Here is a 24,819-nt window from a genome sequence, read left to right as displayed (position 1 = left end):
GAAGGCGGAGATTACTCTGCGGGCGCGGCGGCGGCCGCACGCCGCCGCCGCAGCCGCAACTCCTGCGCGAGTGCCATCACCGCAGTCAGCAGCATGAAGGCTGCGGCCGCGTAGAACACCAGCATCGGCCTGCCGCTGTCGAGCAACCATCCGTAGAGTGGAGGCCCGGCCATACCACCGATATTGAAGCCGGTGGAGACGATGCCGAACACAGCCCCCGCCTGGCCTGGCGGGGCGGCGGCACGCACCAGCATGTCGCGCGACGGCATGATCATGCCCGACAGGAAACCCGCCAGCGCCATAACCGGAACCAGTGCGATGCCCGACACCGCCGCGCTGCCGACCAGCAGCATCAGCGTCGCCGAGGAGCCGAAGCCGAAGGCCGCCACCAAACCATGGTTGCGCGTACGATCCGCGATCACGCCACCCGCGAGCACGCCGCCGGCACTCGCGAACAGAAACGTCGTGAGCGCCGCATTCGCCATGGTCAGCGACATCCCCTGCCCATCGACCCAGGCGGCGACGGAGAAGTTCTGGATGCCGCCATTCGACAGCGCGAGGGTGACGAAGAACAGCGTCATCGCCAGCACGGCGGGCGAAATCACCGACACGGGCACGGCGCCGGCGGCGGCGGCGGATTTTACCGGGGCCGGGCGCGGCACCGCTTCCGGCGCGCGGGCAAAGATCAGCGGCAGCGCGGCGATCGGCCCGAGCAGGCCGGCGGCGATCAGCGCCGCCCCCATGCCGAGCCAGGCGGCGATGCCGAGCACGAAGGCCGGCGCGATCGCACCGCCCATGAAGCCGGCGAAAGTGTGGATGGAGAAGGCGCGGCCGACGCGTTCCTCGGCCATCGACGACCCGAGGATGGCGTAGTCCGCCGGGTGGTAGACGCTGTTGGCCAGCCCGGCCATGCCGGCCGCCGCGATCAGCCAGGCATAGCTGCCGGTCAGGCCGAGCAGGATATAGGACATGCCGCCGAGGATGAGCGCGGCCGCCAGCATCCGCCGCGGCCCGGCGCGATCGACGATGAAGCCCATCGGCGCCTGGGTAACCGCCGAGACGATGTTGTAGGCGGTCAGCGCCAGGCCGAGCTCGACATAGGACACACCAAGGCTTTCGCGCAGCAGCGGGAACAGCGGCGCCAGCGTCAGGTGATGCACATGGCTGACGAAATGCGCGCCGCAGATCTGCGCCAGCGTGCGGCGTTCCTGCGTGGTCCAGCCGGCCGCCATGGTCAGTGCGCCTCCGCCCAGGAATGGCCGGTGCCGATTTCGACCGACAAGGGCACGCGCAGCGTCGCAACCGATTCCATGATGTCCTTGACCACCGCGGCGGTGGCTTCCACTTCGGCGTCAGGCACTTCGAATACCAGTTCGTCGTGCACCTGCAGCAGCATCCGCGCCGACAACCCTGCCTCGCGCAGTGCGCGCGGCAGGCGGACCATGGCGCGCTTGATGATCTCGGCCGCGCCACCCTGGAAGGGGGCGTTGATGGCGGCGCGTTCGGCCCCCGCGCGGCGCACCGGGTCCTTGGTGGCGATGTCGGGGATCCAGAGTTTCCGGCCGAAGGGCGTGCGGACGAAGCCGTGGATGCGGGCTTCCTCCTTGCAGCGTTCCATCTCCTGCCGGATGCCGGGGTATTGCGCGAAATAGGCGTCGATGATGGTGCGCCCCTCGCCGGGCGGGATGCCCAGGCGCGTCGCCAGCCCGAAGGCGGACATGCCGTAGATGATTCCGAAGTTGATCATCTTGGCGCGGCGACGCGCTTCCTTGTCCACCTTGCCGGGTTCGAGATGGAAGATTTCCGCCGCGGTGCGGGAATGGATGTCCTCGCCGTGTTCGAAGGCGTCCCGCAGCGTCGGCACATCCGCCAGATGCGCGAGCAGGCGAAGTTCGATCTGGGAATAGTCGGCGGCGAGCAGCACATGGCCGGGTTCCGCGACAAAGGCGCGGCGGATGCGCAGCCCTTCCTCCGACCGGATCGGAATGTTCTGCAAATTCGGATCGTTGGAGGACAACCGGCCAGTGGAGGTTCCCGCCATGCCGTAGGAGGTATGGACGCGCCGGTCCGAGGGATCGATCTGCGCGGCCAGCGCCTCGACATAGGTGGATTTCAGCTTCGCCAGCTGCCGCCATTCCAGCACGCGGGTCGCGAGTTCCACGCCCTGCGCGGCCAGATCCTCCAGCACCGCGGCATCGGTCGAATAGGCGCCGGTCTTGCCCTTGCGCCCGCCCGACAGCTTCATCTCGTCGAACAGGATCTCGCCGAGCTGCTTGGGCGAGCCGACATTGAAAGCGCGGCCGGCGAGGTCATGGATCGCCTTCTCCAGTACCACGAGCCGGGCGGCGAAATCCTCCCCGATGCGGGCGAGTTCCGCGCCATCGACCTTGATGCCGTTGGCTTCCATCTCCCGCAGCACGCCGACCATGCGGCGTTCGACCTGTTCATACAGCGCGAGCGCGCCGTCTTCCCGCAGACGCGGCTTCAGCAGCAGCCACAGGCGCAGCGTGACGTCGGCATCCTCGGCGGCATAGGCGGTGGCGCGGTCGAGCGGCACCAATCCGAAGGGGATGCGCGCCTTGCCAGTGCCGGTCACCTCGTCGAACTTGATGGGGGCGTGGTTGAAATGCAGGACCGACAGCTCGTCCATGCCATGCCCGTGCTTCCCGGCCTCCATGGCGTAGGACAGCATCATCGTGTCGTCGATCGGCGCGATGGTGGCGAAGCCGCCATTCTCCGCCCGCGCCATCACTTCCAGATCGTATTTCGCGTTCTGGAACACCTTCAGCACGGTGGCGTCTTCCAGCAACGGGCGCAGCAGCGCGAAGGCGCGGTCCGGTTCGATCTGCACCGGCGCGGGGCCGGCGAGCATGTCGCCGGTATCGCCATGGCGGATCGGCACGTAGCAGGCCCGGCCCGGCGCGGTGGCAAGCGAGAAGCCCACCATCTTGGCCCGCCGCGCATCCAGGCTGTCCGTCTCGGTATCAAGCCCGACCACGCCGGCCGCGGTGGCATCAGACACCCAGCGTGCCAACTGCTCCTCGGTCGTCACCGTCTCATACGGCCCGAAGGCGGCGGCGAGGTCGGGCGCGACCGGTCCCGGTGCGGGTGCGTGCTTCACCGCGACGGGGGGCGCGCCACGGCGCGGCGGGTCGTTGCCCTCGCCCAGCTTGCCCATGCGTGCGAGCAGCGAGCGGAAACCCATCGCGCGCAGGAAATGCTCCAGCTTGCCGTCGCCCGGCGGGCCCGCCACGAAATCCGCGATCGGCGCAGGCAGCGGCGCGTCCTCATCGAGCAGCACCAGGCGGCGGGAGATGCGCGCCTTCTCGGCATTCTCGATCAGCGATTCACGGCGCTTGGGCTGCTTGATCTCGGTCGCGCGCGCCAGCAGGGTTTCGAGATCGCCATACTCGTTGATGAGTTGCGCGGCGGTCTTGATGCCGATGCCCGGCACGCCCGGGACATTGTCGGTGGAATCACCGGCCAGCGCCTGCACCTCCACCACCTTGTCCGGGGTGACGCCGAACTTCTCCAGCACCTCCGGCTCGCGGATCGGCTTCTGCTTGATCGGGTCGAGCAGCTGCACGCCCGGCCGCACCAGTTGCATCAGATCCTTGTCGGAGGAGACGATGGTGACCAGCCCCGGCCCCTCAGCGAGGTATGCCTTGGCGTAGGCGGCGATCAGGTCATCCGCCTCGAAGCCTTCCTGCTGCACCTTGGCGACGCCCAGCGCATCCGTCGCGTCGCGGATCAGCGCGAATTGCGGGATCAGATCCTCGGGCGGGTCGGGGCGGTGCGCCTTGTAGTCGGCGTAGATCTCGTTGCGGAAATTCAGCCGGGCCGCGTCGAACACCACCGCGATATGGCTGCCCGCATGCCGCGTCAGGAACTGCGACAGCATGGTGGTGAAGCCATAGACGGCATTCACCGGAACCCCTTCCGGGTTCGTCATCGGCGGCAGCGCGTGATAGGCGCGGAAGATGTAGCCGGAGCCATCCACCAGGATCAGGTGGCGCTCGCCTGGCTTGACGGTGGGCAGCGCCTCGGTCGCGGCATCCGCCATCGCGCTGCCCCGCGGCCGACCGGCCTCCGGGGCGCGGTCCCCGTCAGTGTCCATGGTCCTCGCCTGCGCCCTCGGCGAGGACGTAGGTGATGGAGCAGTAGGGGCAGGTGATCTCGTGGTCCTCGATATGCAGCCAGATGCGCGGGTGGCCCAAGCCGGAAGCGGCCTCCCCGTCGCAGGCCACCTTGCGGGCATGGACCTCGATCCGCTGGTCGGGCGTCACACCCTCCACGAGCTTGGGGGCATATCCGGTCATCAGGGGGTCGCGCATGACGGGCCTCAGTCTGGTTGCCGCCACCATAGTCGGGACGGGGGGGGTTGGGCCCGGGGCGGCGCTGCCGGATGGGCAGGGCGGGCGCCGTTGGAGAGGGGCTTTGCCCCTCTCCAAACCTCTCCCCTCCAAAGGCTTAAGGCCTTTGGAAACCTTCATCCGGGCGCCGGGCACGGCGGGAGGAAAGCCACGATCCGGACCCGCCCCGCGCAGCCATGGGTCAGGTTCCGATGGCTGGACAGAACGGGCACCAAATCCCCGCGGTCCAGGGGCCCGCTGGCCCCTGGTGGGGTGGTTTGGAGGGACAAAGCCCCTCCGATCATCGCTGCGCCGACAACCCCCTACCCGGCGCAGCGCCGCAGCAATTCCGCCGGGCTGCACCCGTCCAGTTCAAGCTCCCCCAGCAGGGGATTCAGGGTCCTGAACGGGCGCCCCGTCGCACAGCACAGCAGGGTGATCGCCGCCGTCAGGTTCGGCGTCGGCACGCCGGCCATCGCACCCAGCGTCTCGTACACCACCAGGCCGAAGGGGATGTCTTCCTCGGTATATCGGTGCACCAGGCTGGCCGGCCCACGCGGGCCGCGCCCGGCGGCTTCGATCGCGGCGGCGATCTCGGCGATGCTGCCCTCCGGCACGTGGTAGGACAGGTGGTAGTGCCGGGCCAGGCTGCGCACCTCCACCCCGAAGGCTGCGGCAACGGCGATGCGTTCGGCATCGATCGCGCCGGCGATGCGTGCCCCGGTCTCGCGGAAATTGGCAAACAGCTGCCAGGGTTCGCCCTGTTCGATGCGCGACAGGTTCGGGATCACCTGCCCGGCATGGGCGATAGGGTTGATGTTGGACAGCAACGGCACCAGCAGGGAATCCACTGGAACGACGTGGTCACCGAACAGCGCATGGGTCAGCGCCAGCAGCGCCTCGGCCCGCGCTGCCGGCAGCGCCGCCTGCTCGAAGCGCCCGCGCAGCGTGCCGACTTGCACCGAACGGTCCGGCAGGATGCGCGCCGTGCCGAGGGTGGTGCCCCAGGCGACGACCTCGGCCGGGGTGCGTTCGGCCAACCACAATGGCGCGAGCGACAGCGCCCCGCTGCAGATCACCGTCTGGCCCGGCCGCAGCACCGCCTGCAACGCCGGCAGGACGGCGGGATAGGCATCCCCCGGTGTCGCCAGCAGGATCACCGGCCAATCCGCCAGCGCGGCGATGCCATCCAGCAGGGTGACTTCGCCTTCCCAGGCGAAGCCGCCGGCGCAGCGAAAGGCCAGCCGCCCGCCGCCCGCCTGGCCCAGCCGCGGCGCACCGCGCGGGGCGACGATCGCCACCTCATGCCCGCGCGATGCCGCGAGGGCCGCACTCACCGCGCCGATCGCGCCGGCACCTAGAACCGCGATACGCATATGCTCAGCCCAGGCTGATGTTGCGGGTGCGGATCACCTCGGCCCATTTGGCCGTCTCCTCCCGCACATGGGCGGCGAGCACGTCGGGGCCACCGGCGACCACCTCGATATCCTCGACGGCGAGCTTGTCGCGCAGACCCTGTTCACCCAGCGCCTCGACCGCGGCGGCGTGCAGGCGGGCGATTTCGGCCGGCGGCGTGGCGGCAGGCACGAACAGGGCATAGGCGGTGGTTGCCTCGAACTGCGGCAGCCCGGCCTCGGCGATCGGCGGCACCGCCGGCAAGGTCACCGAACGTCCCGTCCCCGTCGTGCCGAGCACGCGCAGCAGCCCCTGCTCGGCCAGCGCTCGCACCGTGGTGGCGGACAGGAAGGCGACGTCGATCTCGCCGGCGGCGATGGCCTGCACGGTCTGGCCGCTGCCGCGGTAGTTCACCAGCGTGAACTGCGTGCCCGAATGGGCCATGAACAGCTCGCTCGCCATGTGGCTGGTCGCGCCGATACCGCCGATGCCCATGTTCAGCCCACCCGGCCGCGCCTTGGCCATGGCGATCAGGGAGGCGACGTCGGTCGCCTGCGCCCGCGCATTCACGCACAATACCAGCGGGCTGCGCGCCAGCAGCGTGACCGGCGCGAAGGCCGTCTCATGCACATAGGGGATGCCGCGCAGCAGGGATGGCGCGATCGCATAGGTGCTGTTGGTCGCCAGCAGCACTGTGCGCCCATCCGCCGGTGCATTGGCCACATAGGCATGCCCGATGGTGCCCGAGGCACCGGAACGGTTCTCGATCACCACGGTCTGGTCGAGCCGCCGGCCCCAGGATTCGGCGAAGAAGCGACCCACCACATCGGTCGACCCGCCAGGCGCCCAGGGGATCACCATGCGGATCGGGCCGGAAGGCGCGGCATGGGCGGCGACGGCGGCCAGCGGCAGGGCCGCCGCGGCGTGCAGCAGGGCACGGCGATGAAGAGTCATGATGGATAATCTCCGGGGCGGTCGGGCGTGCCGGACGGACACGCTTCACCGCACTGCTCGCCCATGCCACGCGGCCAGCAGGACTGACAAGCAAGGCATGTTCCAGCAATGCCGCTTAACCGAAGATGGCGCGGGGCGGACGCCGAAGCACTACATTGGCCCTGCGGCCGCGGCGGCGGCACGATGAGCCGGCGCGATGGCGCACCGGCCCGAGGCATGGAGACCATGATCCTGGCAGCATGGCGCAGTTCCCGGACGATGAAGGACGCAACGGCGCCTGCCTTGCCGCGCCGCGCAGTCCTGGCGGCGTTGGCCGCATCCGCCTGCGCCCCCGCCCGGCTGCCGATGGGACCCGCCGTCGCGGTTCCCATGCTGACGCCCGACGCGCTGGTCATGTCCGATGGCGTGCGCCTGCCGGTCTATGCCTGGCTGCCGCCTACCCCCCCGCGCGCCATCGTGATCGGCCTGCACGGCATGAACGAACATGGCCGCGCCTTTGCCGAGGACGCCGCCCCCTGGTTCACGCAGGAAGGCGTCGGCCTCTATGCCTATGACCAGCGCGGCTTCGGCGGGTCGCCCAATCGCGGCATCTGGGCCGGGCACGACACCATGGCCGCCGACGCCGCCGAAGCCGCCCGCCTGATCCGCGCCCGCCACCCCGGCGTGCCGGTGGTGATGATGGGTGAGAGCATGGGCGGCGCGGTACTGCTGGTCGCCGGCGCCTCGGCCCACCGCCCCCCGGTCGACGGCTATGTGCTGCTGGCCCCGGCGGTGGTCACGCGCGCCAGCCTCGGCTGGTTCGCCCGCGGATTGCTGGACGTGATGGTGACCGTGGTGCCGATGATGGGGTTCCAGAACAGCGCCCCGGGCTTCCAGCCGACCGACAATGTCGCGGCCTGGCGGCGGTGGTCGGGCGACCCGCTGCTGATCCGCCACACCCGGGTCGATGCCCTGGCGGGGCTGGTGGACCTGATGGATGCCGCGGTCGCGGCGGCGCCGCATTTCCACGCCCCGGCACTGCTTCTGTATGGCGGGCGCGACCGGCTGGTGCCGGCGAGCCCGACGCGGACGCTGCTCGCGGCGATGCCCGATCCGGCCCGCCAGCGCGCCGGCTTCTACCCCAATGGCTACCACATGCTGCTGCGCGACACCCAGGGCGAGATGGTCGCCTATGACATCACGGCCTGGGTGAAGGACCAGCGCGCGCTGCTGCCCTCGGGGGCGGAGGCGGCGGCGCGCAACTGGCTGGCGGCGTGAGCCGGCTGGACGGTTCCTTCATCGGCCGCGACGGCACCATCACCCTGGTCGCGGCATTGGGTGCGGTGGTGCTGACGGCGGGCCTGGCGCCGGCCGTCGCGACGCTGGCCGTGCTGCGTCGCGCCTGGCGCAGCCCGGTCTTTCCCTCGGCTGCGCCGCGCCGCATCCTGGTGCTCGGACACCGGCTGGCGGATGGCGCGCCCTCCGTGGTGTTCGAACAGCGCCTGGCGCGCGCGGCGCTGCTGGCGCGACAGTTTCCGGGGGCTGAGGTGGTCCTGCTCGGCGGTCGCGGCGCGCCGGAACAACCCTCGGAAGCCGAGGCCGGACGCGACTGGCTGGCGGCACGCGGGCTGGATCCCGCGCGGATCACGCTGGAGACGGATTCGCGCCACACGCTCGAGAACCTGCACAATCACCGCGCCCTGCACGGCACCGCCGGCCCCGAGGCGCTGGTCACCAGCCGCTGTCACCTGCATCGCGCCATGCTGATGGCCAACGGGCTTGGGCTATCCCCCATGCCGGTGGCGGCGGAAGAGCGCCTGCGGTTCGAGCCGGCGCGCCTGCTGGGCGAGGGCTTCCGCCTGCATTGGTATGTGACCGGACGACTGCTGGCGCGGTTGCTGCACCATCGCGGCTGGCTGGCGCGGATCAGCTGAAGTCGGAACCGCGCGGGGCCTTGTCCCACTCCGGCCAACGCCGCCCAGCGCCAAGGGGCCTTGCCAGGCCATCACCTGTGCCGGGCGGCGGCGCCTGCAGGATCACGGCACCCGGCATCAACGGATCATGGGCCAGCCGAGCCATGGCCTCCTAGCGGGGGAGGGGCACGGCCGCATGGGCACCGGGACAGGTTGAGGCATGGAGGGGGCAATGCCCCCTCCGGTTCCATCAGCCGTCGAGCCATGCAAGGCACCGCCGGAGCGTCGCCCCACCCGCCTTCACCGGGTCGGCGCCCAACGGCATGGCGCCCTCCATCGTCACGCCATCAATCGGCGGCCTGCAGCCGGTCCTCGGTCCTGGTGTCGAAGTCGCTTGCATCGTGGCGCTCGCGCAGTTGGCTCGCCGGTTCGCCCTGCACGCGGTTGACCATGCGTCCGCGCTTCACGGCGGGCCGTTCGCCGACCTGGTTGGCCCAGCGCTGCACATGCCGGTACGACTGCACGTCGAGGAATTCCGCGGCACCGTAGAGCCAGCCCTTCACCAGCCCGCCATACCAGGGCCAGATCGCCATGTCGGCGATGGTGTAGTCCGGACCCGCGATGTACTCGGATTCCGCCAGGCGACGGTCCAGCACGTCCAACTGGCGCTTCACCTCCATGGTGAAGCGGTCGATCGGGTATTCCATCTTGCTCGGCGCATAGGCGTAGAAGTGCCCAAAGCCACCGCCGAGATAGGGCGCGCTGCCCATCTGCAAGAACAGCCAGGACAGGCATTCGGCGCGCGCGGCCGCTTCGGTCGGCAGGAAAGCGCCGAACTTCTCCGCGAGATGGACGAGGATGGCGCCGGATTCGAACACGCGGACCGGCTTCGGCCCACTGCGGTCCAGCAGTGCCGGGATCTTCGAGTTCGGATTGACCGCGACGAATCCGCTGCCGAACTGGTCGCCCTCCCCGATGCGGATCAGCCAGGCATCGTATTCGGCGCCCGAGTGGCCAAGCGCGAGTAGTTCCTCGAGCATCACCGTGACCTTCACGCCATTGGGCGTGGCCAGCGAATAGAGTTGCAGCGGGTGACGGCCGACCGGCAGGTCCTTGTCATGGGTCGGCCCGGCGATCGGGCGGTTGATGTTGGCGAAGCGCCCGCCATTGGCCTTGTTCCAGGTCCAGACGCTGGGCGGGGTGTATTCGGACGAGGTGTTCATCGGGCCGGATCCTCGGCAGTGGCGGAGAGGCAATGGTGCCGGCGCATCAAGTGGGTCGCTTCAGGCGCCGCGCCAGGGCAGGCGCGTGCATGCGACACGCCGCCACGATCCGGCGCGGGCGGACGGCGCCGCGAAAGTCCGCGATCGCACCATACGGCCCAGAGTCACAGCCCGTTGACGGGCACCCTGAGGAAGACCCGCCCATCGGCATCCGCCGGCGGCAGGGCGCCAGCCCGCATGTTCACCTGCAGCGACGGCAGGATCAGCCGCGGCATGGCAAGCGTCTTGTCGCGCGCTTCGCGCAGCGTGACGAATTGATCCTCGGTCACGCCGTCCTTGACGTGGATGTTGTGAGCGCGCTCCTCGGCGACCGTGGTCTCCCACCGGATGTCGCGTCCATTCGGCCCGTAGTCGTGGCACATGAACAACCGCGTCTGCAGCGGCAGGTCCAGCACGCGGCGGATGGAACGGTACAGCGTGCGCGCATCGCCACCGGGGAAGTCGGCGCGGGCGGATCCGCCATCGGGCATGAACAGGGTATCGCCGACAAAGGCGGCGTCGCCGATCACATGCGTCATGCAGGCCGGCGTATGCCCCGGCGTGTGCAGCACCAAGGCCGCCATGCCGCCGATGGCGTAGGTGTCGCCATCATGGAACAGGCGGTCGAACTGGCTGCCGTCACGACGGAATTCGGTGCCTTCGTTGAACACCTTGCCGAAGACGTCCTGCACGACGGTGATCTTCTCGCCGATGCCGATGCGGCCGCCGAGCCGGCCCTGGATATAGGGCGCCGCGGAGAGGTGGTCGGCATGGACATGCGTCTCGATCAGCCATTCGAGGCGCAGCCCGCGCGCCTGGATGTCGGCGATCACCGCATCGGCGGATTGATGCGTGATGCGGCCCGCGGCGTAGTCGATGTCCATCACGGAATCGAATACCGCGCAGGCGTCGGAGCCCGGATCCTTGACGATGTAGCTGATGGTGTTCGTGGCCGGATCGAAGAAGGCCGTCACCTCCGGCTTGGCCGAATCAGCGACGCGGTCGGGATTGGCGTTCATGCGGTGCCCCCATTGTCCGTGGCTGAATGGCGCGCTGCAGCCGGCAGTTGCGTCGCGGGCCGGGTGGTGAGCCGGCGTGCCACGCCCATGCCGGCCATCATGGCCGCGACGAACAGCACTCCCTGCATACTGCCGCTGGACAGCGCGGTGAAGGCGGGACCCGGGCAGAAACCCGCCAGCCCCCAGCCGATGCCGAAGATCGCCGGCCCGGCGACGACCCGCGCATCGACCCGGGTGGCGGTCGGCAGGTGAAAGGCAAGGTCGAGGATCGGCTTGCGCAGGCGCAGCACCAGGCGGAAGCCGATGGCGGTCACGGCGATGCCGCCGACCATGACGAAGGCGAGGCTGGGGTCCCAGACGCCGCCCGCGATATCGAGGAAGTTGAGCACCTTGGCCGGGTTCGACATGCCGGCGATCACCAGGCCGAGGCCGAAGACGAGCCCGATCACGAACTGTGCGAGGACGGAAGCGGCCGACCTCACAGCAGATGCCGGATCGTGAACACAGTGGCGAAGGCCGTGGCCATGAAGGCGGCGGTGGCAGTCGCCGACCGCACCGACAACCGCGACAGCCCGCAAATGCCGTGGCCCGATGTGCATCCATTGCCCCAGACGGCGCCGAAGCCGACCAGCACCCCGGCGATGGCCAGCAGCATCGGCCCGGCGGCAATGTCGGGCACCGGAACCCAGCCGCCGTCAAGGCGGATGACAAGAGGCGCCGACGCGATGCCGAGAATGAACGCGAACCGGCCGAAGAATCCATCGTCGGCATAGGGCGGCAGCAGCCGCGCCGCGAAGCCGCTGACGCCCGCGATGCGGCCTTGGGCGGCCATCAGCAGGACCGCCGCCACGCCGATCAGCGCCCCGCCTGCCAGGGAGGCGAGCGGCGTGAAGGCCGTCGCCGCCACGTCAGGCCTGGCCGCGTGCGCAGGTGCGGATGCCGAACAGCAGATAGGCCGGGCAGATGCGGAATGCGGCCGTGGCCAGCATCACGACGCCGGCGCCCATCACCGCGTAGCGCCAGGCGCCGAGCGGCGCGAAGGCGGCCGGCAGCAGGATCGGTGCCGCCAGCAGGACCGCGCCCAGGACGAAGCGAAGGATTCGATCGACCGAACCGACATTGACCATGGCGACGCCCTCCAATGGATCGATGTTGGTTTTTATCTTCGAATATACTAATATGTCAAGATGCTAAAGGATAAGCTGAATACCGCTTTACCGATGGAGGAGAGGGCGGCGGACGCGGCGAGGATGCTTTCGGCCCTCGCCAACGCAAAGCGGCTGATGGCGTTGTGCCATCTGCTCGACGGCGAGAAATCCGTCGGGCAACTGGCCGAGCTCGTCGGCCTGGCGCCGTCGGCACTGTCGCAGCACCTGGCGCGCCTGCGCGCCCTTCGGCTGGTCGAGACACGGCGCGGCGGCCAGACCATCCACTATCGGCTGGCAAGCCCCGAGGTCGGCATGGTCCTTGAGACGTTGCACCGGCTCTATTGCGCCCCTGCCGGCTCCGATGGCGGCTGATCAGCAAGGCCGAGCCTTTCGAGCAGCGCATCGCGGTTGATCGCGATGTCCGCGATGGTCAGGTCGTCCAGCACCGACAGGAAGGCGCGGAGCGCGCGCTGCAGCCCGCGCGACAGATGGCAGGCGCCGATCAGCCGGCAGGTATTGCTGTCGGCGTCGAAGCATTCCACCAGGTCGAGCGGCGCCTCGGTCCAGCGGATGATCTCGCCGACCGTGATCTGTTCGGCCGGCCGTGCGAGGCGCATGCCGCCGCGGCGGCCGCGCGTGGCCTCGATATAGCCGCGCCGCGACAGTTCCGCGGCGATCTTGACCAGATGCGCCTTGGAGATGCGATGCGCCCGCGCGACGTCATCGATCGTCACGATTGCAGGCGTCCGGATCGCGACCATTTGCAGGATGCGCAAGGCGAAATTGGAATATTGGGTGAGGCGCAACAGCGACGCTCCGATCCCTGAACCAGTATTCATGATATTGATTTAAGGCTCCCGCTGCAATATCGTTCGTCGCGCGCAACGCATATGCGAGGACATCTCATGGACGGCTTCGACGCCCTCACCCTGGCGCGAATGCAATTCGCCTTCACGGTCAGCGCGCACATCATCTTCCCGTCCTTCACCATCGGGCTGGCCAGTTACCTGGCCGTGCTGAACGGGCTGCGGCTGTGGACCGGGCGAGAGGTGTTCCTCGACATCTTCAACTACTGGAAGAAGATCTTCGCCGTCGTCTTCGGCATGGGCGTCGTCTCCGGCATCGTCATGAGCTACCAGTTCGGCACCAACTGGTCGGTCTTCTCGGACAAGGTCGGCCCGGTGATCGGCCCGCTGATGGGCTATGAGGTGCTGTCGGCGTTCTTCCTCGAAGCCGGCTTCCTCGGCGTCATGCTGTTCGGGCGCACGCGCGTGGGGCCGACGCTGCATTTCCTGGCAACGCTGATGGTCGCGCTGGGCACCTTCATGTCGGCCTTCTGGATCCTGGCGGTGAACAGCTGGATGCAGACGCCGGCGGGCCATGGGATGAACGAGGTCGGCCAGTTCATCGTGCTCGACTGGTGGGCGGTGATCTTCAACCCATCCTTCCCCTATCGCCTCGTGCACATGGTGCTGGCCGCCTATCTGACGACCGCCTTCGTGGTGGGTGGCGTCGGCGCGCTGCACCTGCTGCGCGACAGGGCGAACCCGGCGGCGCGCATCATGTTCTCGATGGCGATGTGGATGGCGGCGATCGTCGCGCCGCTGCAGATCCTCGCCGGCGACCAGCACGGGCTGAACACGCTGACCCACCAGCCCGCCAAGATCGCCGCCATCGAGGGCCATTTCGAAACCGTCTCCGCCGCGCCGCTGATCCTGTTCGGCATTCCCGACGCCGCGAATTCGCGCATCGACTACCGGGTGGAGGTCCCCTATCTCGGCTCCCTGATCCTCACCCACACGCTGGATGGCACGATCCGTGGCCTGGACACCTGGCCAGCGGAGGACCGCCCGCCCGTCGGCATCATCTTCTGGAGCTTCCGGGTGATGGTCGGCATCGGGATGCTGATGCTGTCCATCGGGATGTGGAGCCTGTGGCTGCGCTGGCGCGGCGCGCTGTACGACACGCCCTGGATGCATCGCGCGGCGGTGCTGATGGGCCCCGCCGGCTTCGCCGCCGTGCTGGCCGGCTGGATCACCACCGAGGTCGGGCGCCAGCCCTGGACCGTCTATGGCCTGCTGCGCACGGCCGATTCCGTCTCGCCGATCGATGCCGCCGCCGTGGGCGCCTCGCTGATCGCCTTCATCGTCGTCTATTTCGCGCTGTTCGGCAGCGGCACCTTCTATGTCCTGCGCCTGATGAACAAGCCGCCGGAGCATGACGAACCCGGGCTGCCGCATGACGAGCCGATCCGCGCCGCCGGCATCGTGCCCGCACCGGCCATGCCCAGCCTGCCAGCCCAGGGAGACGCGTCATGACCCTCGACCTGCCGATGATCTGGGCCGCGCTGATCGCCTTCGCCGTGCTCGCCTATGTCGTGCTCGACGGCTTCGACCTTGGCGTCGGCATCCTGTTCCCCTTCATGCGCGGGGAGGCGGAGCGCGACCAGGCGATGAATTCCGTCGCCCCCGTCTGGGACGGCAACGAGACCTGGCTGGTGCTGGGCGGCGGCGGGCTGCTCGCGGTGTTTCCGCTGGCCTATTCGATCATCATGTCGGCGCTCTACGCGCCGATCATCGTCATGCTGCTGGCCCTCGTGTTCCGCGGCGTCGCCTTCGAATTCCGCTGGAAGACCGTGCGCGGACAGTTCCTGTGGGACTGGTCCTTCGCTTTCGGCTCGACCATGGCGGCCTTTGCGCAGGGGATCGCCCTCGGCGCGCTGGTGCAGGGGATCCCGGTGGCCAACCGCGCCTATGCCGGCGGCTGGTGGGACTGGCTGACGCCGTTCTCCCTGCTGACCGGCGTGGCGCTGGTGATCGGCTATGCGCTGCTCGGCGCCACCTGGCTGAACTGGAAGGCGGAGGACCAGGTGCAGCACCGCGCCCACGCCATCGCCATCTGGGTGGCGCCGGCGACGCTGCTGCTGATCGGCGTCGTCAGCCTGTGGACGCCCTTCCTCGGCCCGATCTACGCGCAGCGCTGGTTCGGCTGGCCGCAGGTCCTGCTGGTGGTGCCGGTGCCGCTTGCCGTCCTTGGCATCGGCTTCCTGCTGCTGAAGGGGCTCGCCGCACGGCGCGAGGCCTCGCCCTTCTTCGCGTCGCTCGGGTTGTTCGTGCTGTGCTTCGTGGGGCTGGGGATCAGCTTCTTCCCCTATATGGTGCCCCATTCGGTGACCATCCGCGACGCCGCCGCACCGGATAACAGCCTTGGCTTCCTGCTGGTCGGCGCGGCCGTGCTGGTGCCGATGATCCTGGCTTACACCGCCTATGCCTATTGGGTGTTCAGGGGGAAGGTGAATGCTTCCGGCGGCTATCATTGATGGCGGCGTCGCGCGCCGCCCGGATCGGCTGGTTCGTGCTGATCTGGGCGGGCGGCGTGTTCGCCCTGGGCGTGGTCGGCAGCCTCATCAAGATGATGCTGCGCTGATCCGCGTGGTCAGCGTGGCGCCATTTCGATCAGCAGTTCGTCGCGCCCGAGGCTGAGCGTGACCCCCATCTGCGTGCCGCGCAGATGCATGATGACGCCGGCGGAATTCTGCAGCCACAGGTCTTCCGTGCTGGCGGTATCGAGGCCGCGCCGCCCGGTGCCCTGCGTGTAGATGCCGGCGAAGTCCTCGACCCGCGTGAGGCCATACACATTGCCGCTGGCGTTGATGCGTGACGCACCGCCCGGGCCGACCACGGTGCCGGCCATCCGGAACGGATAGAACTGCCCGCGGAAGGTCAGCGTGCCGTTGCCGGCGCCGGCGCCGCCGATGAAGTTCTCCGACAGGGTGACGGTGCCGACCGGCCTTTCGCCGGCGATGTTGCGCTCCGTCGGGACGGGCGGCGCCACGGAACACCCCGCCAGGCCGCCGAGGATTGCTGCGGAACAGAATGCGCGACGAAGCATGGGACGATGCCTTTGGATGGAGATCGTGGCGCGGAGCCTCCTCCTGTTGCGATGAAGGGTCAACGGCGTGCGGCGGCCGATCAGGTCACCCTGCGCAACGCCAGGGCTACGAGCGGGGCGCCAGGCGAAGACGCGCCAGGGCGATGATCCGAGGCCGGGCTCACGCGGGACGCGGCGCGCGTTGATGCGATCTGTGGCTCCTACTTGGTGAGGATGAGCTTGTCGTGGCGCGTCAGTTTCAGGCAGTAGGTCTCGGCGCCATGGCGGATGAGAACCTCCCGCGCGTCCCCGAGCAGGGCGGCGCTGTCGAGCATGGCCGGCGGGCCGTCCGGTGGCGGGATGGAGGATTCGCCGGCATTCATCGGCGGGCGGACCTGCGCGGTGCCGGGGCCGCCAGGCGCGACACGCGCCAGACCAGGTGGAGATAGGCGAGCGACATCATCATGATGCCGGCTTCGGTCCAGTTCATGTCGCATCGGATCCCTTGCCCGGATGGGTTCGCCCGGACGGACATACCGCCGGGCAATGGCAACACGAGCATAATGTTATTGCGACTCATTCGCAATTAACAATTGCACCCTGCCCCCACCCCTGGCCGTGCTGTCGCCGGCGCCCCGGCTGGCCGCAGCAGCATGGCCACGCCTATGCTGACGTCATGCATCTCGCGGTCCTCGCCGATATCCACGGCAACATCCTCGCCCTCGACGCCGTGCTGGCGGATATCGATCGCCGCGGGGTACGGAACATCCTCAATCTCGGCGACGTGGTGTCCGGCCCGCTGCGGCCGCGCGATTGCCTTGAACGGATCCTGGCCCGCGGCATCCCCACCGTCCGGGGCAACCATGACCGCTGGGTTGCCGAAGGAAGCACCGGCGGATCGGATGCCTTCGCGCGCGACCGGCTCGACCCGGCGCAGGCGGCCTGGCTTGGTGCGCTGCCACCGGCCCTCGAACCCGCCGCGGGGGTGCTTGCCTTCCATGCGCAGCCCGGCGACGACAATGCCTATCTGATGGAGGAGGTGGTGGCCGGCCGCCTGCTGCCTGCCTCCGCGGAGGCCGTGTCGGCCCGGCTTGGCGCCACGGCGGCGACGCTGCTGCTGTGCGGCCACAGCCACCTCGCTGGGCTGCTGCGGCTGCCGGATGGGCGGGTCGTGCTGAACCCCGGCAGCGTCGGCTGCCCGGCCTATGTGGACCCCACGCCGCCATCGCCGCATGTCTCCGAGGCAGGGTCGCCCCTGGCGCGCTACGCCATCGCCGAGATCGAAGGCGGCCGACTGCTGGGGTGCGAGATGATCGCCCTCGGCTACGACCATGAAGGGGCGGCGACGCAGGCGGAAGCGGCTGGCCGGCCCGGCTGGGCGCATGCATTGCGCACGGGCGTGATGCCGCGCCACGCCTGAATTTCCGCCAGGCGCGGTTGACGCGCCGGCCCCGGACGTGGTCTCGGGCGGCTCCTGCGGCGTCAGCGCCGCTTTTTCGCCGCGCCCGGGACCTCCATGATCCGCCTCGACTCCATCAGCAAGCAGAACGGCCAGCAGCTTCTTTTCGTCGAGGCCTCCGCCGCCCTCCAGAAGGGCGAACGCATCGGCCTGGTCGGCCCCAACGGCGCCGGCAAGTCGACGCTGTTCCGCATGATCATCGGCCAGGACCAGCCGGATGAAGGCCAGGTGCTGGTCGATCGCGGCGTGACCATCGGATTCTTCAGCCAGGATGTCGGCGAAATGTCAGGCCGGTCCGCCGCCGCCGAGGTGATGAACGGCGCCGGCGACGTGAGCGGCGTCGCCGCCGAGCTGCAGGAGTTGGAAGCCGCCCTGGCCGACCCCGAGCAAGCCGACAACATGGAGCAGATCCTCGAACGCTTCGGCGAGGTGCAGGCGCGCTTCGAGGAACTCGGCGGCTATGCGCTGGAGAGCAAGGCGCGCGAGGTGCTCGATGGCCTCGGCTTCAGCCAGGAGATGATGGACGGCGATGTCGGTGCGCTGTCGGGCGGGTGGAAGATGCGCGTGGCACTCGCGCGCATCCTGCTGATGCGCCCGGACGTGATGCTGCTGGACGAACCGAGCAACCACCTCGACCTCGAAAGCCTGATCTGGCTGGAGCAGTTCCTGGTGAACTACGACGGCGCGCTGCTGATGACCTCGCACGATCGCGAATTCATGAACCGCATCGTCAACAAGGTCATCGAGATCGACGGTGGCACGCTGACCTCCTTCTCCGGCAACTACGATTTCTACGAACAGCAGCGCGCGATGAACGAACAGCAGCAGCTCGCACAGTTCGAGCGCCAGCAGGCGATGCTGGCCAAGGAGATCAAGTTCATCGAGCGCTTCAAGGCGCGTGCCTCCCACGCCGCACAGGTGCAGTCGCGGGTCAAGAAGCTCGACAAGATCGACCGCGTGGAACCGCCGAAGCGTCGGCAGACCGTCACCTTCGACTTCCCGCCGGCGCCGCGGTCGGGCGACGACGTGGTGAACCTGCGCGGCGTGCACAAGCGCTATGGCAGCAAGGTCATCTATGACGGGCTCGACCTGCTGGTACGGCGGCGCGAACGCTGCTGCGTGCTCGGCGTCAACGGCGCGGGCAAGTCCACGCTGCTGAAGCTGGTGACTGGCACGACCGAACCCGATGAAGGCAGCGTCGCCGTCGGCGGCAGCGTGAAGATGGGATATTTCGCGCAGCACGCGATGGAATTGCTGGACGGCGACCGCACCATCTTCCAGTCCCTCGAGGACGCCTTCCCCCAGGCCGGCCAGGGCTCGCTGCGTGCACTCGCCGGCTGCTTCGGCTTTTCCGGCGACGATGTGGAGAAGCGGTGCCGCGTGCTGTCAGGGGGCGAGAAGGCGCGGCTGGTGATGGCGCGCATGCTATACGACCCGCCGAACTTCCTGGTGCTCGACGAACCGACCAACCACCTGGACATGGCGACCAAGGAGATGCTGATCACCGCACTCGCGGCCTATGAGGGGACGATGCTGTTCGTCTCGCATGACCGGCACTTCCTCGCCGCGCTGTCCAACCGGGTGCTGGAACTGACCGCGGACGGCATCCACCAGTATGATGGCGGGTACACGGAATACGTCGCGCGGACCGGGCATGAGGCGCCGGGGTTGCATGGGTGACAGCAGCGGGACGGGCTGAAGGATGGAGGGGCTTTGCCCCTCCAAGCCACCCCACAAAAGGCCGGTGGGCCTTTGGAAACCGTCACCTGGCGCGGGGCACGACAGTCAGGATCGGTGCCCGGAGTGGGCCTTCTGCCCGTCGTCGCGGCCAACCCGCCAACCCGACACCAAGTCGAGGTTTCCAAAGGCCTTAAGCCTTTGGTGGGGGAGGTCCGGAGGGGGCAAAGCCCTCTCCGGTTCCATCCTACCGCAGACCTCCCCCGCGCCGATGGGCCGGCGCGCCCCCACCCTTCAGCCGGCCGGCTCAGCCGCCTGCGCCGGTGCGGCGGGTGCCGCTGGTTCCGGGTTCGGCGCCCCAGCCGGCCGTGGCCGGTTCATCATCGCGCCCGTCATAGGAATGAAGTAGACGCCGACATCCTTGCGGCTGCGGACGCGCCCGTCCTCATCCTTCGTGTAGATGTACAGGAACTGCCCGCGGCGGAACGGCTGCCCGATCGGGATCACCAGCCGCCCGCCCGGCTTGATCTGCTGCAGCAGCGCCGGCGGCACATACTGCGCAGCGCAGGTCACAATGATCGTGTCGAAGCCGCCCTGCACTTCCGGCCAGCCGAAGAAGCCGTCGCCGACGCGGGATTCCACATTGCTGTAGCCGAGCGGGGCGAAGATGTGGCGCACCGCGGACCCCAGCGGGTTGATGATCTCGATCGAATACTGCTTCGCGACGATGCGCGACAGCAGCGAGGACTGGTAGCCCGACCCCGTGCCGATCTCGAGTACCACATGCTCAGGCTTCGGTGCGCAGACCTGCGTCATGTACGCCTGGCCGAGATAGTCCGACAGCGCCGAGCCATAGCCGAGCCCCCAGGGCTTCGGTTCCGACTCATAGGCATTGACCGCACCGTTCGACCGGCCCTCGTAGTTCCAGTGGAAGTATTCGCGGGGCAGCGACTCGAAGGCGCGCATCACCGCCGGGTCGGCCTCGCCGTTGAAGCGGGCCTTGAGGTAGCTCTCGATGCGCCGCATCGCCGCCGGCTTGCGCGCCTGGATGGCGTTGAAGGTCTGGTCGCTGATGGTGGTCTCGCGCCCGGAGGCGCGCATCGCCGCCAGATAGGCCTCGCGCGTCCAGGCCGTGCTGCTGGTCTGGGCACGAAGCAGCGGCGGCGCGGCCAGCACCCCAAGGGCGCCGAGCAGCAGGGGACGGCGAGAAATGGTCATGGGCGTTTCCTTGGCCAGGACAGCAGGGCCCCTGTGTAACAAATCATGCCCGCCGCCAGAAGCCACGATAGTCCCATGCCGTGGCCTAGGAGATTGGCGAGCGGCGTGGCGACGACCGAGAAGGCGCCGTTCAGCGCCCAGGCCCAGGGCAGCAGCGACGGCCCTTCCTGCTGGAAGCGGTCGAGCCCGAGCGGGAAGGGAAAGCCGAGGGCGAGCGAGATCGGCGCAAGTGCGACCACCAGCAACGCCACCCGCAGCATCCAGGGCAGGTCGAGCGAGGCCAGCACCGCCGGCCGCACGCCCAGCAGCGCCAGCGCCGAACAGCCCACCGCCACCAGCACGGCGACCCGCAGCGCCCGGACTGGGGCGGTCACGCGCCCGGCCCACATCGCACCGATGCCGGAGAACACCAGCATCGTCGTCAGCACCAGCGCGAAGCCGGAGGTCCGGTCGCCCAGCAGCAGCGCGGCGTGTTCGATGAAGGCGATCTCGATCAGCAGGAACCCCAGGCCGAGGGCCGGGAAATACACCAGCGCGCGGCCCAGCACCGCGACCGGCACGCGCAGCGCGCCGCGTGCGAGCAAAGGCAGCAGCGACACCACCAGCGCGAGGATGATCGCCTGCGCCAGCACGGCGACATTCACCAGCAGCCCGATCTCCTGCTGCGGCAGGATCTCGATGCGATCCAGCGCCGCGCCGAGCGATGGCAGCCGCACCAGCGGCGAGAGCCAGGGCCGGTCGGCGGTCACCGGAGATCGATCGAAGGCGTCGGCGGGCGGCGTGCCGGCGAGTACCTGCTCGGCCTCCCGCGCGACCGCGTCCTGCGCGTCGCCGCTCTGCTCGACCGTCGTGCTCTCCAGCGAGATCGGCGGCAGGTCGTTCCAGATCTCCCGGCCCTCGACGGCCAGACCCGGCGCGTAGGACAGATCGAAGGACCGCTCATCCGCGAAGGCGGCCAGGCGCTGCACCCGCGCCTCGTCGAAGGGCCGGCGCGCGATCAGCACGCGCAGGTTCCACGCCGACCGGATCACCGCGACATGCCGTGCCGGGTCGGCGACGCCTGCGATGCGCAGCGCCTCCCGCGCTGTCGCCAGCACGCGCACGGCATAGACCGGCAATTCACGGATGCCGATCGGCACCGAGATCATCCCATCCGGCGCCAGCCGCGCGAGGAACCCCGCCAGCGCATCCGCCGTGAAGACATTGCGGTTCTGGTCATCGGCACCGAGAAAATCTCCGGCGATATCCACCAGGTCGTACTGCCCCGCCGCCGTCAGCGGATGCGCGGCGGAAATCACCACGCGCGGATCGGCCGCCGGCGCCGGCGATGGACCGAGCCCCTGCAGCAGCGCCGCCCGCAGCACCGGCTCCGGTTCGATCACCGTGACATGCGATGCGCCGAGCGCCAGCGCCTCGGCCGCCCGGAAGCCGCCCGCGCCACCCAGCACCACCACGCGCGGCGCATCGAGCAGCGCATAGGGTGCGCCATCCAGCGCAGCCGGTGCATGCGCCGCATCCGGCTGGCCATTCGGCAGCGCCGCGATGCGCGATCCGTCGCGATACAGCCCGAAGGATCGCGGCGGCGCCGGCACGCCGAGCCCGCCCGCATTGTTCGACACATCCGTGTCCAGCCGCTCGGTGAAATTGTCGAGCAATTGGTATACGCCACGCGGCGACATGATTTCCGCGACCACGCGGCTGTCGGGCACGTTCAGCGGCGCGTAGATCGCCTTGAATTCGTTCACCCTTGGCGCGGCCAGGCCGAACACTGCGGCCTCGGTTCCCGCCAGCACGACAAGGGCCGCGATGCGCCAGCGCGTCCCGCCCGCGATCATCGCCGCCACCGCCAGCAACGGCAGCAGCGCCGGCACCAACGCGAAGGGATGCAGGACGAACATCAGCAGCAGCGCCAGCACCGCGCCCGTGCCCGCGCCCAGCAGGTCATAGCCATAGACCCGCCCGACTTCGCCGGCATGCACGACGAAGTTCAGCGACACCGCCAGGCCGGCGAGGAAGAAGAACGGAAACAGCGCCGCGTAATACAGCGCGATGTTGACCAACTGGCCCTCGGCCGTCGCCGGGTTCTGCAATTCCAGCGGATTGAACCCGTTGAGCGTCGCGCCGATCCACCCGGCCCCACCCACCGCCAGCATCGCGATCGGCAGCAGCGGCAGCAGCCAACGCGCATGGCGCAGAAAGGCCTCCCGGCCCAGCACCATCACCACGCCCGAGACGGCAAACCCCGTCATGGCGATGGAGATCACCCAGTAGCCATATTCCGACCAGCTCGCGACGGCAAAGAAACGGGTGAGCGCGATCTCCACGCCGACAGCCGCGCCGGCGATGAGAAACAGCGGTATCAGCGATTGCATCAGCTCCAGGCCGCCTTGCGCGTCAGAAATTCTTCCATGGACGCATTGAAGCGCGCCGGTTCATCGACGAACAGGGCATGACCCGCGCCGTCATAGATCTCGACCATCGGCTGCGGATGGTTCTGCGCCACCGCCGCCGCCTGGTCGCGCAGCCGCGGCGTCACCGCGTAGAATACCGGCCGCCGCACGGCATAGAGCGACTGCTTCCAGAATTCCCGCGGCCGCGGATAGGACAGCAGCCGGATCGACGCCTCGACCGGCATGCGCTGCGCCTGCCGCGCGATCGCGTCGAGATACGCCGCGTCCTGCCGCGTGCGGTACATGCTGGTGACGAAGCCACGCACCGTCGCGTCGCGCCGCTGCCGCAGATTGATGAAGAAGCGCGATGGCACGGAGCGGGGGGGCGGTGCCTGCCCCTCGCCCACCGAATTGTCGATCAGCACCAGCCCCGCGAGCCGTCCATCCCCGGCCATGTCGGCATAGGACAGCGCATCCAGCACGCCCAGCGACCACCCCGCAAGCACCACCCGGCCGCCGCCGATATGGGCGAGCAGGTCGCGGATGTCCTCGCCGCGCCGCGTCGGGTCGTAGCCGCCGCGCGGCACCTCGCTTTCGCCCTGCCCACGCGGGTCGAGCGACACCACGCGCCAACGCCGCGACAGGGCATCGATCTGTGGCTGGAAGATGCTGGCCGGCATGCACCAGCCCGGCACGAACACGACCGTCCGGCCTGACCCGGCCTCCAGGTAGCGCAGGCGCACGCCATCACTCGTGCGGAACCACTGCGCCCCGGTCGCGGCACACAGACCGGGCGCTGCGAGGGCCGTGAAGGCAGCGGCGAGCAGGCCACGGCGCGTCGCTGCGAACGGGGACGGATGGTTGCCGGGATGCCTCTGCCCACCCGAACCCATGCGGCTTCCCGATCGCGGATGCCCTGCGCCCGCGACTGAGCCCCGATACTGCGGGCCACCAGCCCCCCAAACCGGGGGTCTATCGGTCGCCGGATCGAGAGAGGCGCGCGGTGCATCTTCAACGATGGGCCTGCGCGCAAGCCCCTCCTCCAAACCAGCCATGAAATCTCCGCGGGTCTGCGGGCACGCATGCCCCCAGCGGGGGGTCCGGGGGGCAGGCCCCCCGCCAGCGCCCTGCGCCGTCACAGCGCCCGCCTCGCCTTGAACGCCGCCGCCAGCGTGCCGTCGTCCAGCACGTCAAGCGCGCCGCCGATCGGCACGCCCTGCGCCAGGCGGGTCACGGTGCAGCCGGTCGGCCTCACGCGGTCGGTCAGGTAATGGTTGGTGGTGGCGCCATCGACCGTGGCGGGCAGGGCGAGGATGACTTCCTCGATGCCGTCGGCCTCAATGCGGCGCAGCAGGGGGGTGACGGACAGGTCGTCCGGACCTGTGCCGCCGAGCGCCGAGAGCAATCCGCCGAGGACGTGATAGGTGCCGCGATGGGCATGCGCACGTTCCAGCGCCCAGAGGTCGGCGACGCCTTCCACCACGCAGACCAGGCGGCGGTCGCGATGCCGGTCGGTGCAGATATGGCAGGGTGATTCCGCGTCGAGGTTGCCACACACCTCGCAGGGCCGCACGGCCTCGGCCGCGCTGCGCAGCGCGTCCGCCAGCGGCAGCATCTTGTCGCCGGGGTCCATCAGCATCTTGAGCACGGCGCGCCGCGCGCTGCGCCGGCCAAGACCGGGCAGGCGGGACAGCAGCGTGATCAGATGCTCGATCGGATCGTTCTGGATCATCGCGACCGAATCACCCTCGCCATGCCAGGCGCCAGGTCTCCGCGGTCCAGGGGGCCGTTGCCCCCTGGCGGGGTGGTCCGGAGGGGCGGCGCCCCTCTGGCCGTGCCTGGCGCGCCTTCAAAACGGCAGCTTCATCCCCGGCGGCAGCGAAATCCCGGCGGTCGCCTTCTGCATCTCCTCGGCCATCGTGGCCTCGACCTTCTGCTTGGCGTCGGCATGTGCGGCGACCAGCAGGTCTTCCAGCACCTCGCGCTCGTCGGCGTTCATCAGCGACGGGTCTATGGTCACGCGGCGCAGGTCGCCCTTGCCGGTCAGGCGCACCTTGACCATGCCGCCGCCGGCCTGGCCTTCGACCTCGGTCGCTTCAAGCTTCGCCTGCATTTCCTGCATGCGGGACTGCATCTGCTGCGCCTGCTTCAGCATGTTGCCGAGGTTCTTCATCGCGGGGCGT

General features: G+C 69.1%; 26 protein-coding genes. 8 read left to right on the top strand and 18 right to left on the bottom strand.

Going from position 1 to position 24,819, the window contains the following annotated elements; all coding sequences use genetic code 11:
• Positions 1 to 11 precede the first annotated feature (11 nt).
• From AAFN86_RS05670 to AAFN86_RS05650, 5 genes are all read right to left on the bottom strand, one after another.
• Positions 12 to 1,232: an MFS transporter gene (locus AAFN86_RS05670; protein ID WP_347542255.1), complete on the bottom strand. Its 1,221-nt coding sequence runs from the start codon at positions 1,230 to 1,232 to the stop codon at positions 12 to 14.
• A gap of 2 nt (positions 1,233 to 1,234) precedes the next feature.
• A complete protein-coding gene (polA, locus tag AAFN86_RS05665) occupies positions 1,235 to 4,063 on the bottom strand; it encodes a DNA polymerase I (protein ID WP_347542399.1) in 2,829 nt (942 codons plus the stop codon).
• Between the two features lie 43 nt (positions 4,064 to 4,106).
• Positions 4,107 to 4,334 (bottom strand): zinc-finger domain-containing protein, encoded by a 228-nt coding sequence (locus AAFN86_RS05660; RefSeq protein WP_347542254.1) that lies wholly within the window; start codon positions 4,332 to 4,334, stop codon positions 4,107 to 4,109.
• 341 nt (positions 4,335 to 4,675) lie between these two features.
• Positions 4,676 to 5,728, bottom strand: coding sequence for an NAD/NADP octopine/nopaline dehydrogenase family protein (locus tag AAFN86_RS05655; RefSeq protein WP_347542253.1), 1,053 nt, complete (start codon positions 5,726 to 5,728; stop codon positions 4,676 to 4,678).
• A gap of 4 nt (positions 5,729 to 5,732) precedes the next feature.
• On the bottom strand, positions 5,733 to 6,701 hold the full coding sequence (locus tag AAFN86_RS05650; protein WP_347542252.1) for a tripartite tricarboxylate transporter substrate binding protein: 969 nt from the start codon (positions 6,699 to 6,701) through the stop codon (positions 5,733 to 5,735).
• A 369-nt stretch (positions 6,702 to 7,070) separates the two neighbouring features.
• On the opposite strand from AAFN86_RS05650, the gene AAFN86_RS05645 reads away from it, so the two are divergent.
• Both AAFN86_RS05645 and AAFN86_RS05640 read left to right on the top strand, forming a co-directional pair.
• A complete protein-coding gene (locus AAFN86_RS05645; protein WP_347542251.1) occupies positions 7,071 to 7,958 on the top strand; it encodes an alpha/beta fold hydrolase in 888 nt (295 codons plus the stop codon).
• Positions 7,955 to 8,614 carry a YdcF family protein gene (locus AAFN86_RS05640; RefSeq protein WP_347542250.1) on the top strand — a complete coding sequence of 220 codons (660 nt, stop codon included), beginning with the start codon at positions 7,955 to 7,957 and terminating at the stop codon, positions 8,612 to 8,614. The genes AAFN86_RS05645 and AAFN86_RS05640 overlap by 4 nt, the downstream gene beginning before the upstream one ends.
• Positions 8,615 to 8,940: 326 nt before the next feature.
• Here AAFN86_RS05640 and yghU read toward each other — a convergent pair whose 3' ends face one another.
• The 5 genes from yghU to AAFN86_RS05615 form a co-directional block, all read right to left on the bottom strand.
• Positions 8,941 to 9,816 carry a glutathione-dependent disulfide-bond oxidoreductase gene (gene yghU / locus AAFN86_RS05635; RefSeq protein ID WP_347542249.1) on the bottom strand — a complete coding sequence of 292 codons (876 nt, stop codon included), beginning with the start codon at positions 9,814 to 9,816 and terminating at the stop codon, positions 8,941 to 8,943.
• 164 nt (positions 9,817 to 9,980) lie between these two features.
• The gene (locus tag AAFN86_RS05630) at positions 9,981 to 10,874 is read right to left on the bottom strand and encodes an MBL fold metallo-hydrolase (RefSeq protein ID WP_347542248.1); all 894 of its coding nucleotides are present in this window, start codon (positions 10,872 to 10,874) and stop codon (positions 9,981 to 9,983) included.
• On the bottom strand, positions 10,871 to 11,323 hold the full coding sequence (locus tag AAFN86_RS05625) for a DUF6691 family protein (RefSeq protein WP_408906580.1): 453 nt from the start codon (positions 11,321 to 11,323) through the stop codon (positions 10,871 to 10,873). The genes AAFN86_RS05630 and AAFN86_RS05625 overlap by 4 nt, the downstream gene beginning before the upstream one ends.
• 29 nt (positions 11,324 to 11,352) lie before the next feature.
• Positions 11,353 to 11,781, bottom strand: a complete 429-nt coding sequence (locus AAFN86_RS05620) for a YeeE/YedE thiosulfate transporter family protein (protein ID WP_347542246.1) — start codon at positions 11,779 to 11,781, stop codon at positions 11,353 to 11,355.
• Between the two features lies 1 nt (position 11,782).
• Positions 11,783 to 12,001, bottom strand: coding sequence for a DUF2892 domain-containing protein (locus AAFN86_RS05615; protein WP_347542245.1), 219 nt, complete (start codon positions 11,999 to 12,001; stop codon positions 11,783 to 11,785).
• A gap of 123 nt (positions 12,002 to 12,124) precedes the next feature.
• Between AAFN86_RS05615 and AAFN86_RS05610 the strand changes: the two genes are divergently transcribed.
• Positions 12,125 to 12,394 (top strand): metalloregulator ArsR/SmtB family transcription factor, encoded by a 270-nt coding sequence (locus AAFN86_RS05610; RefSeq protein WP_347542244.1) that lies wholly within the window; start codon positions 12,125 to 12,127, stop codon positions 12,392 to 12,394.
• Here the strand turns inward: AAFN86_RS05610 and AAFN86_RS05605 are convergent.
• A complete protein-coding gene (locus AAFN86_RS05605; RefSeq protein WP_347542243.1) occupies positions 12,361 to 12,861 on the bottom strand; it encodes an Rrf2 family transcriptional regulator in 501 nt (166 codons plus the stop codon). The two genes, AAFN86_RS05610 and AAFN86_RS05605, sit on opposite strands and share 34 nt — an antisense overlap.
• Positions 12,862 to 12,927: 66 nt before the next feature.
• Here AAFN86_RS05605 and AAFN86_RS05600 point away from each other — a divergent pair, with 66 nt between their 5' ends.
• Genes AAFN86_RS05600 through AAFN86_RS05590 form a run of 3 tightly spaced genes read left to right on the top strand, consistent with a single transcriptional unit; the run spans position 12,928 to position 15,448 of the window.
• Positions 12,928 to 14,340 carry a cytochrome ubiquinol oxidase subunit I gene (locus tag AAFN86_RS05600; protein ID WP_347542241.1) on the top strand — a complete coding sequence of 471 codons (1,413 nt, stop codon included), beginning with the start codon at positions 12,928 to 12,930 and terminating at the stop codon, positions 14,338 to 14,340.
• Positions 14,337 to 15,341 (top strand): cytochrome d ubiquinol oxidase subunit II, encoded by a 1,005-nt coding sequence (gene cydB, locus AAFN86_RS05595; RefSeq protein ID WP_347542240.1) that lies wholly within the window; start codon positions 14,337 to 14,339, stop codon positions 15,339 to 15,341. Before AAFN86_RS05600 ends, cydB begins: the two co-directional genes overlap by 4 nt.
• On the top strand, positions 15,341 to 15,448 hold the full coding sequence (locus AAFN86_RS05590; RefSeq protein ID WP_347542239.1) for a DUF2474 family protein: 108 nt from the start codon (positions 15,341 to 15,343) through the stop codon (positions 15,446 to 15,448). Before cydB ends, AAFN86_RS05590 begins: the two co-directional genes overlap by 1 nt.
• Positions 15,449 to 15,457: 9 nt before the next feature.
• Here the strand turns inward: AAFN86_RS05590 and AAFN86_RS05585 are convergent, their stop codons facing one another.
• Positions 15,458 to 15,913 (bottom strand): hypothetical protein, encoded by a 456-nt coding sequence (locus AAFN86_RS05585; protein ID WP_347542238.1) that lies wholly within the window; start codon positions 15,911 to 15,913, stop codon positions 15,458 to 15,460.
• Between the two features lie 200 nt (positions 15,914 to 16,113).
• Positions 16,114 to 16,275, bottom strand: a complete 162-nt coding sequence (hemP, locus tag AAFN86_RS05580; RefSeq protein WP_347542237.1) for a hemin uptake protein HemP — start codon at positions 16,273 to 16,275, stop codon at positions 16,114 to 16,116.
• A gap of 293 nt (positions 16,276 to 16,568) precedes the next feature.
• Here hemP and AAFN86_RS05575 point away from each other — a divergent pair, with 293 nt between their 5' ends.
• Entirely contained in the window at positions 16,569 to 17,312 is a 744-nt protein-coding gene (locus tag AAFN86_RS05575) for a metallophosphoesterase family protein (protein WP_347542236.1), read from the top strand.
• Positions 17,313 to 17,408: 96 nt separating this feature from the next.
• A complete protein-coding gene (locus tag AAFN86_RS05570; RefSeq protein WP_347542235.1) occupies positions 17,409 to 19,031 on the top strand; it encodes an ABC-F family ATP-binding cassette domain-containing protein in 1,623 nt (540 codons plus the stop codon).
• A gap of 291 nt (positions 19,032 to 19,322) precedes the next feature.
• Here the strand turns inward: AAFN86_RS05570 and AAFN86_RS05565 are convergent, their stop codons facing one another.
• The 5 genes from AAFN86_RS05565 to AAFN86_RS05545 all read right to left on the bottom strand — a co-directional run bounded on the left by AAFN86_RS05565 (position 19,323) and on the right by AAFN86_RS05545 (position 24,809).
• Complete coding sequence (locus tag AAFN86_RS05565) at positions 19,323 to 20,246, bottom strand: protein-L-isoaspartate O-methyltransferase (RefSeq protein ID WP_347542234.1); 924 nt, start codon at positions 20,244 to 20,246, stop codon at positions 19,323 to 19,325.
• Positions 20,243 to 22,618 carry a hypothetical protein gene (locus tag AAFN86_RS05560; RefSeq protein WP_347542233.1) on the bottom strand — a complete coding sequence of 792 codons (2,376 nt, stop codon included), beginning with the start codon at positions 22,616 to 22,618 and terminating at the stop codon, positions 20,243 to 20,245. The genes AAFN86_RS05565 and AAFN86_RS05560 overlap by 4 nt, the downstream gene beginning before the upstream one ends.
• A complete protein-coding gene (locus AAFN86_RS05555; protein WP_347542232.1) occupies positions 22,618 to 23,529 on the bottom strand; it encodes an alpha/beta hydrolase in 912 nt (303 codons plus the stop codon). The genes AAFN86_RS05560 and AAFN86_RS05555 overlap by 1 nt, the downstream gene beginning before the upstream one ends.
• Before the next feature lie 242 nt (positions 23,530 to 23,771).
• Entirely contained in the window at positions 23,772 to 24,368 is a 597-nt protein-coding gene (gene recR / locus AAFN86_RS05550) for a recombination mediator RecR (protein WP_347542231.1), read from the bottom strand.
• A 117-nt stretch (positions 24,369 to 24,485) separates the two neighbouring features.
• The gene (locus AAFN86_RS05545) at positions 24,486 to 24,809 is read right to left on the bottom strand and encodes a YbaB/EbfC family nucleoid-associated protein (RefSeq protein WP_347542230.1); all 324 of its coding nucleotides are present in this window, start codon (positions 24,807 to 24,809) and stop codon (positions 24,486 to 24,488) included.
• Positions 24,810 to 24,819 lie beyond the last annotated feature (10 nt).

This window comes from Roseomonas sp. CAU 1739, from assembly GCF_039839775.1.
GTDB lineage: Bacteria > Pseudomonadota > Alphaproteobacteria > Acetobacterales > Acetobacteraceae > Neoroseomonas.
This window is presented reverse-complemented; position numbering and strand designations above follow the sequence as displayed.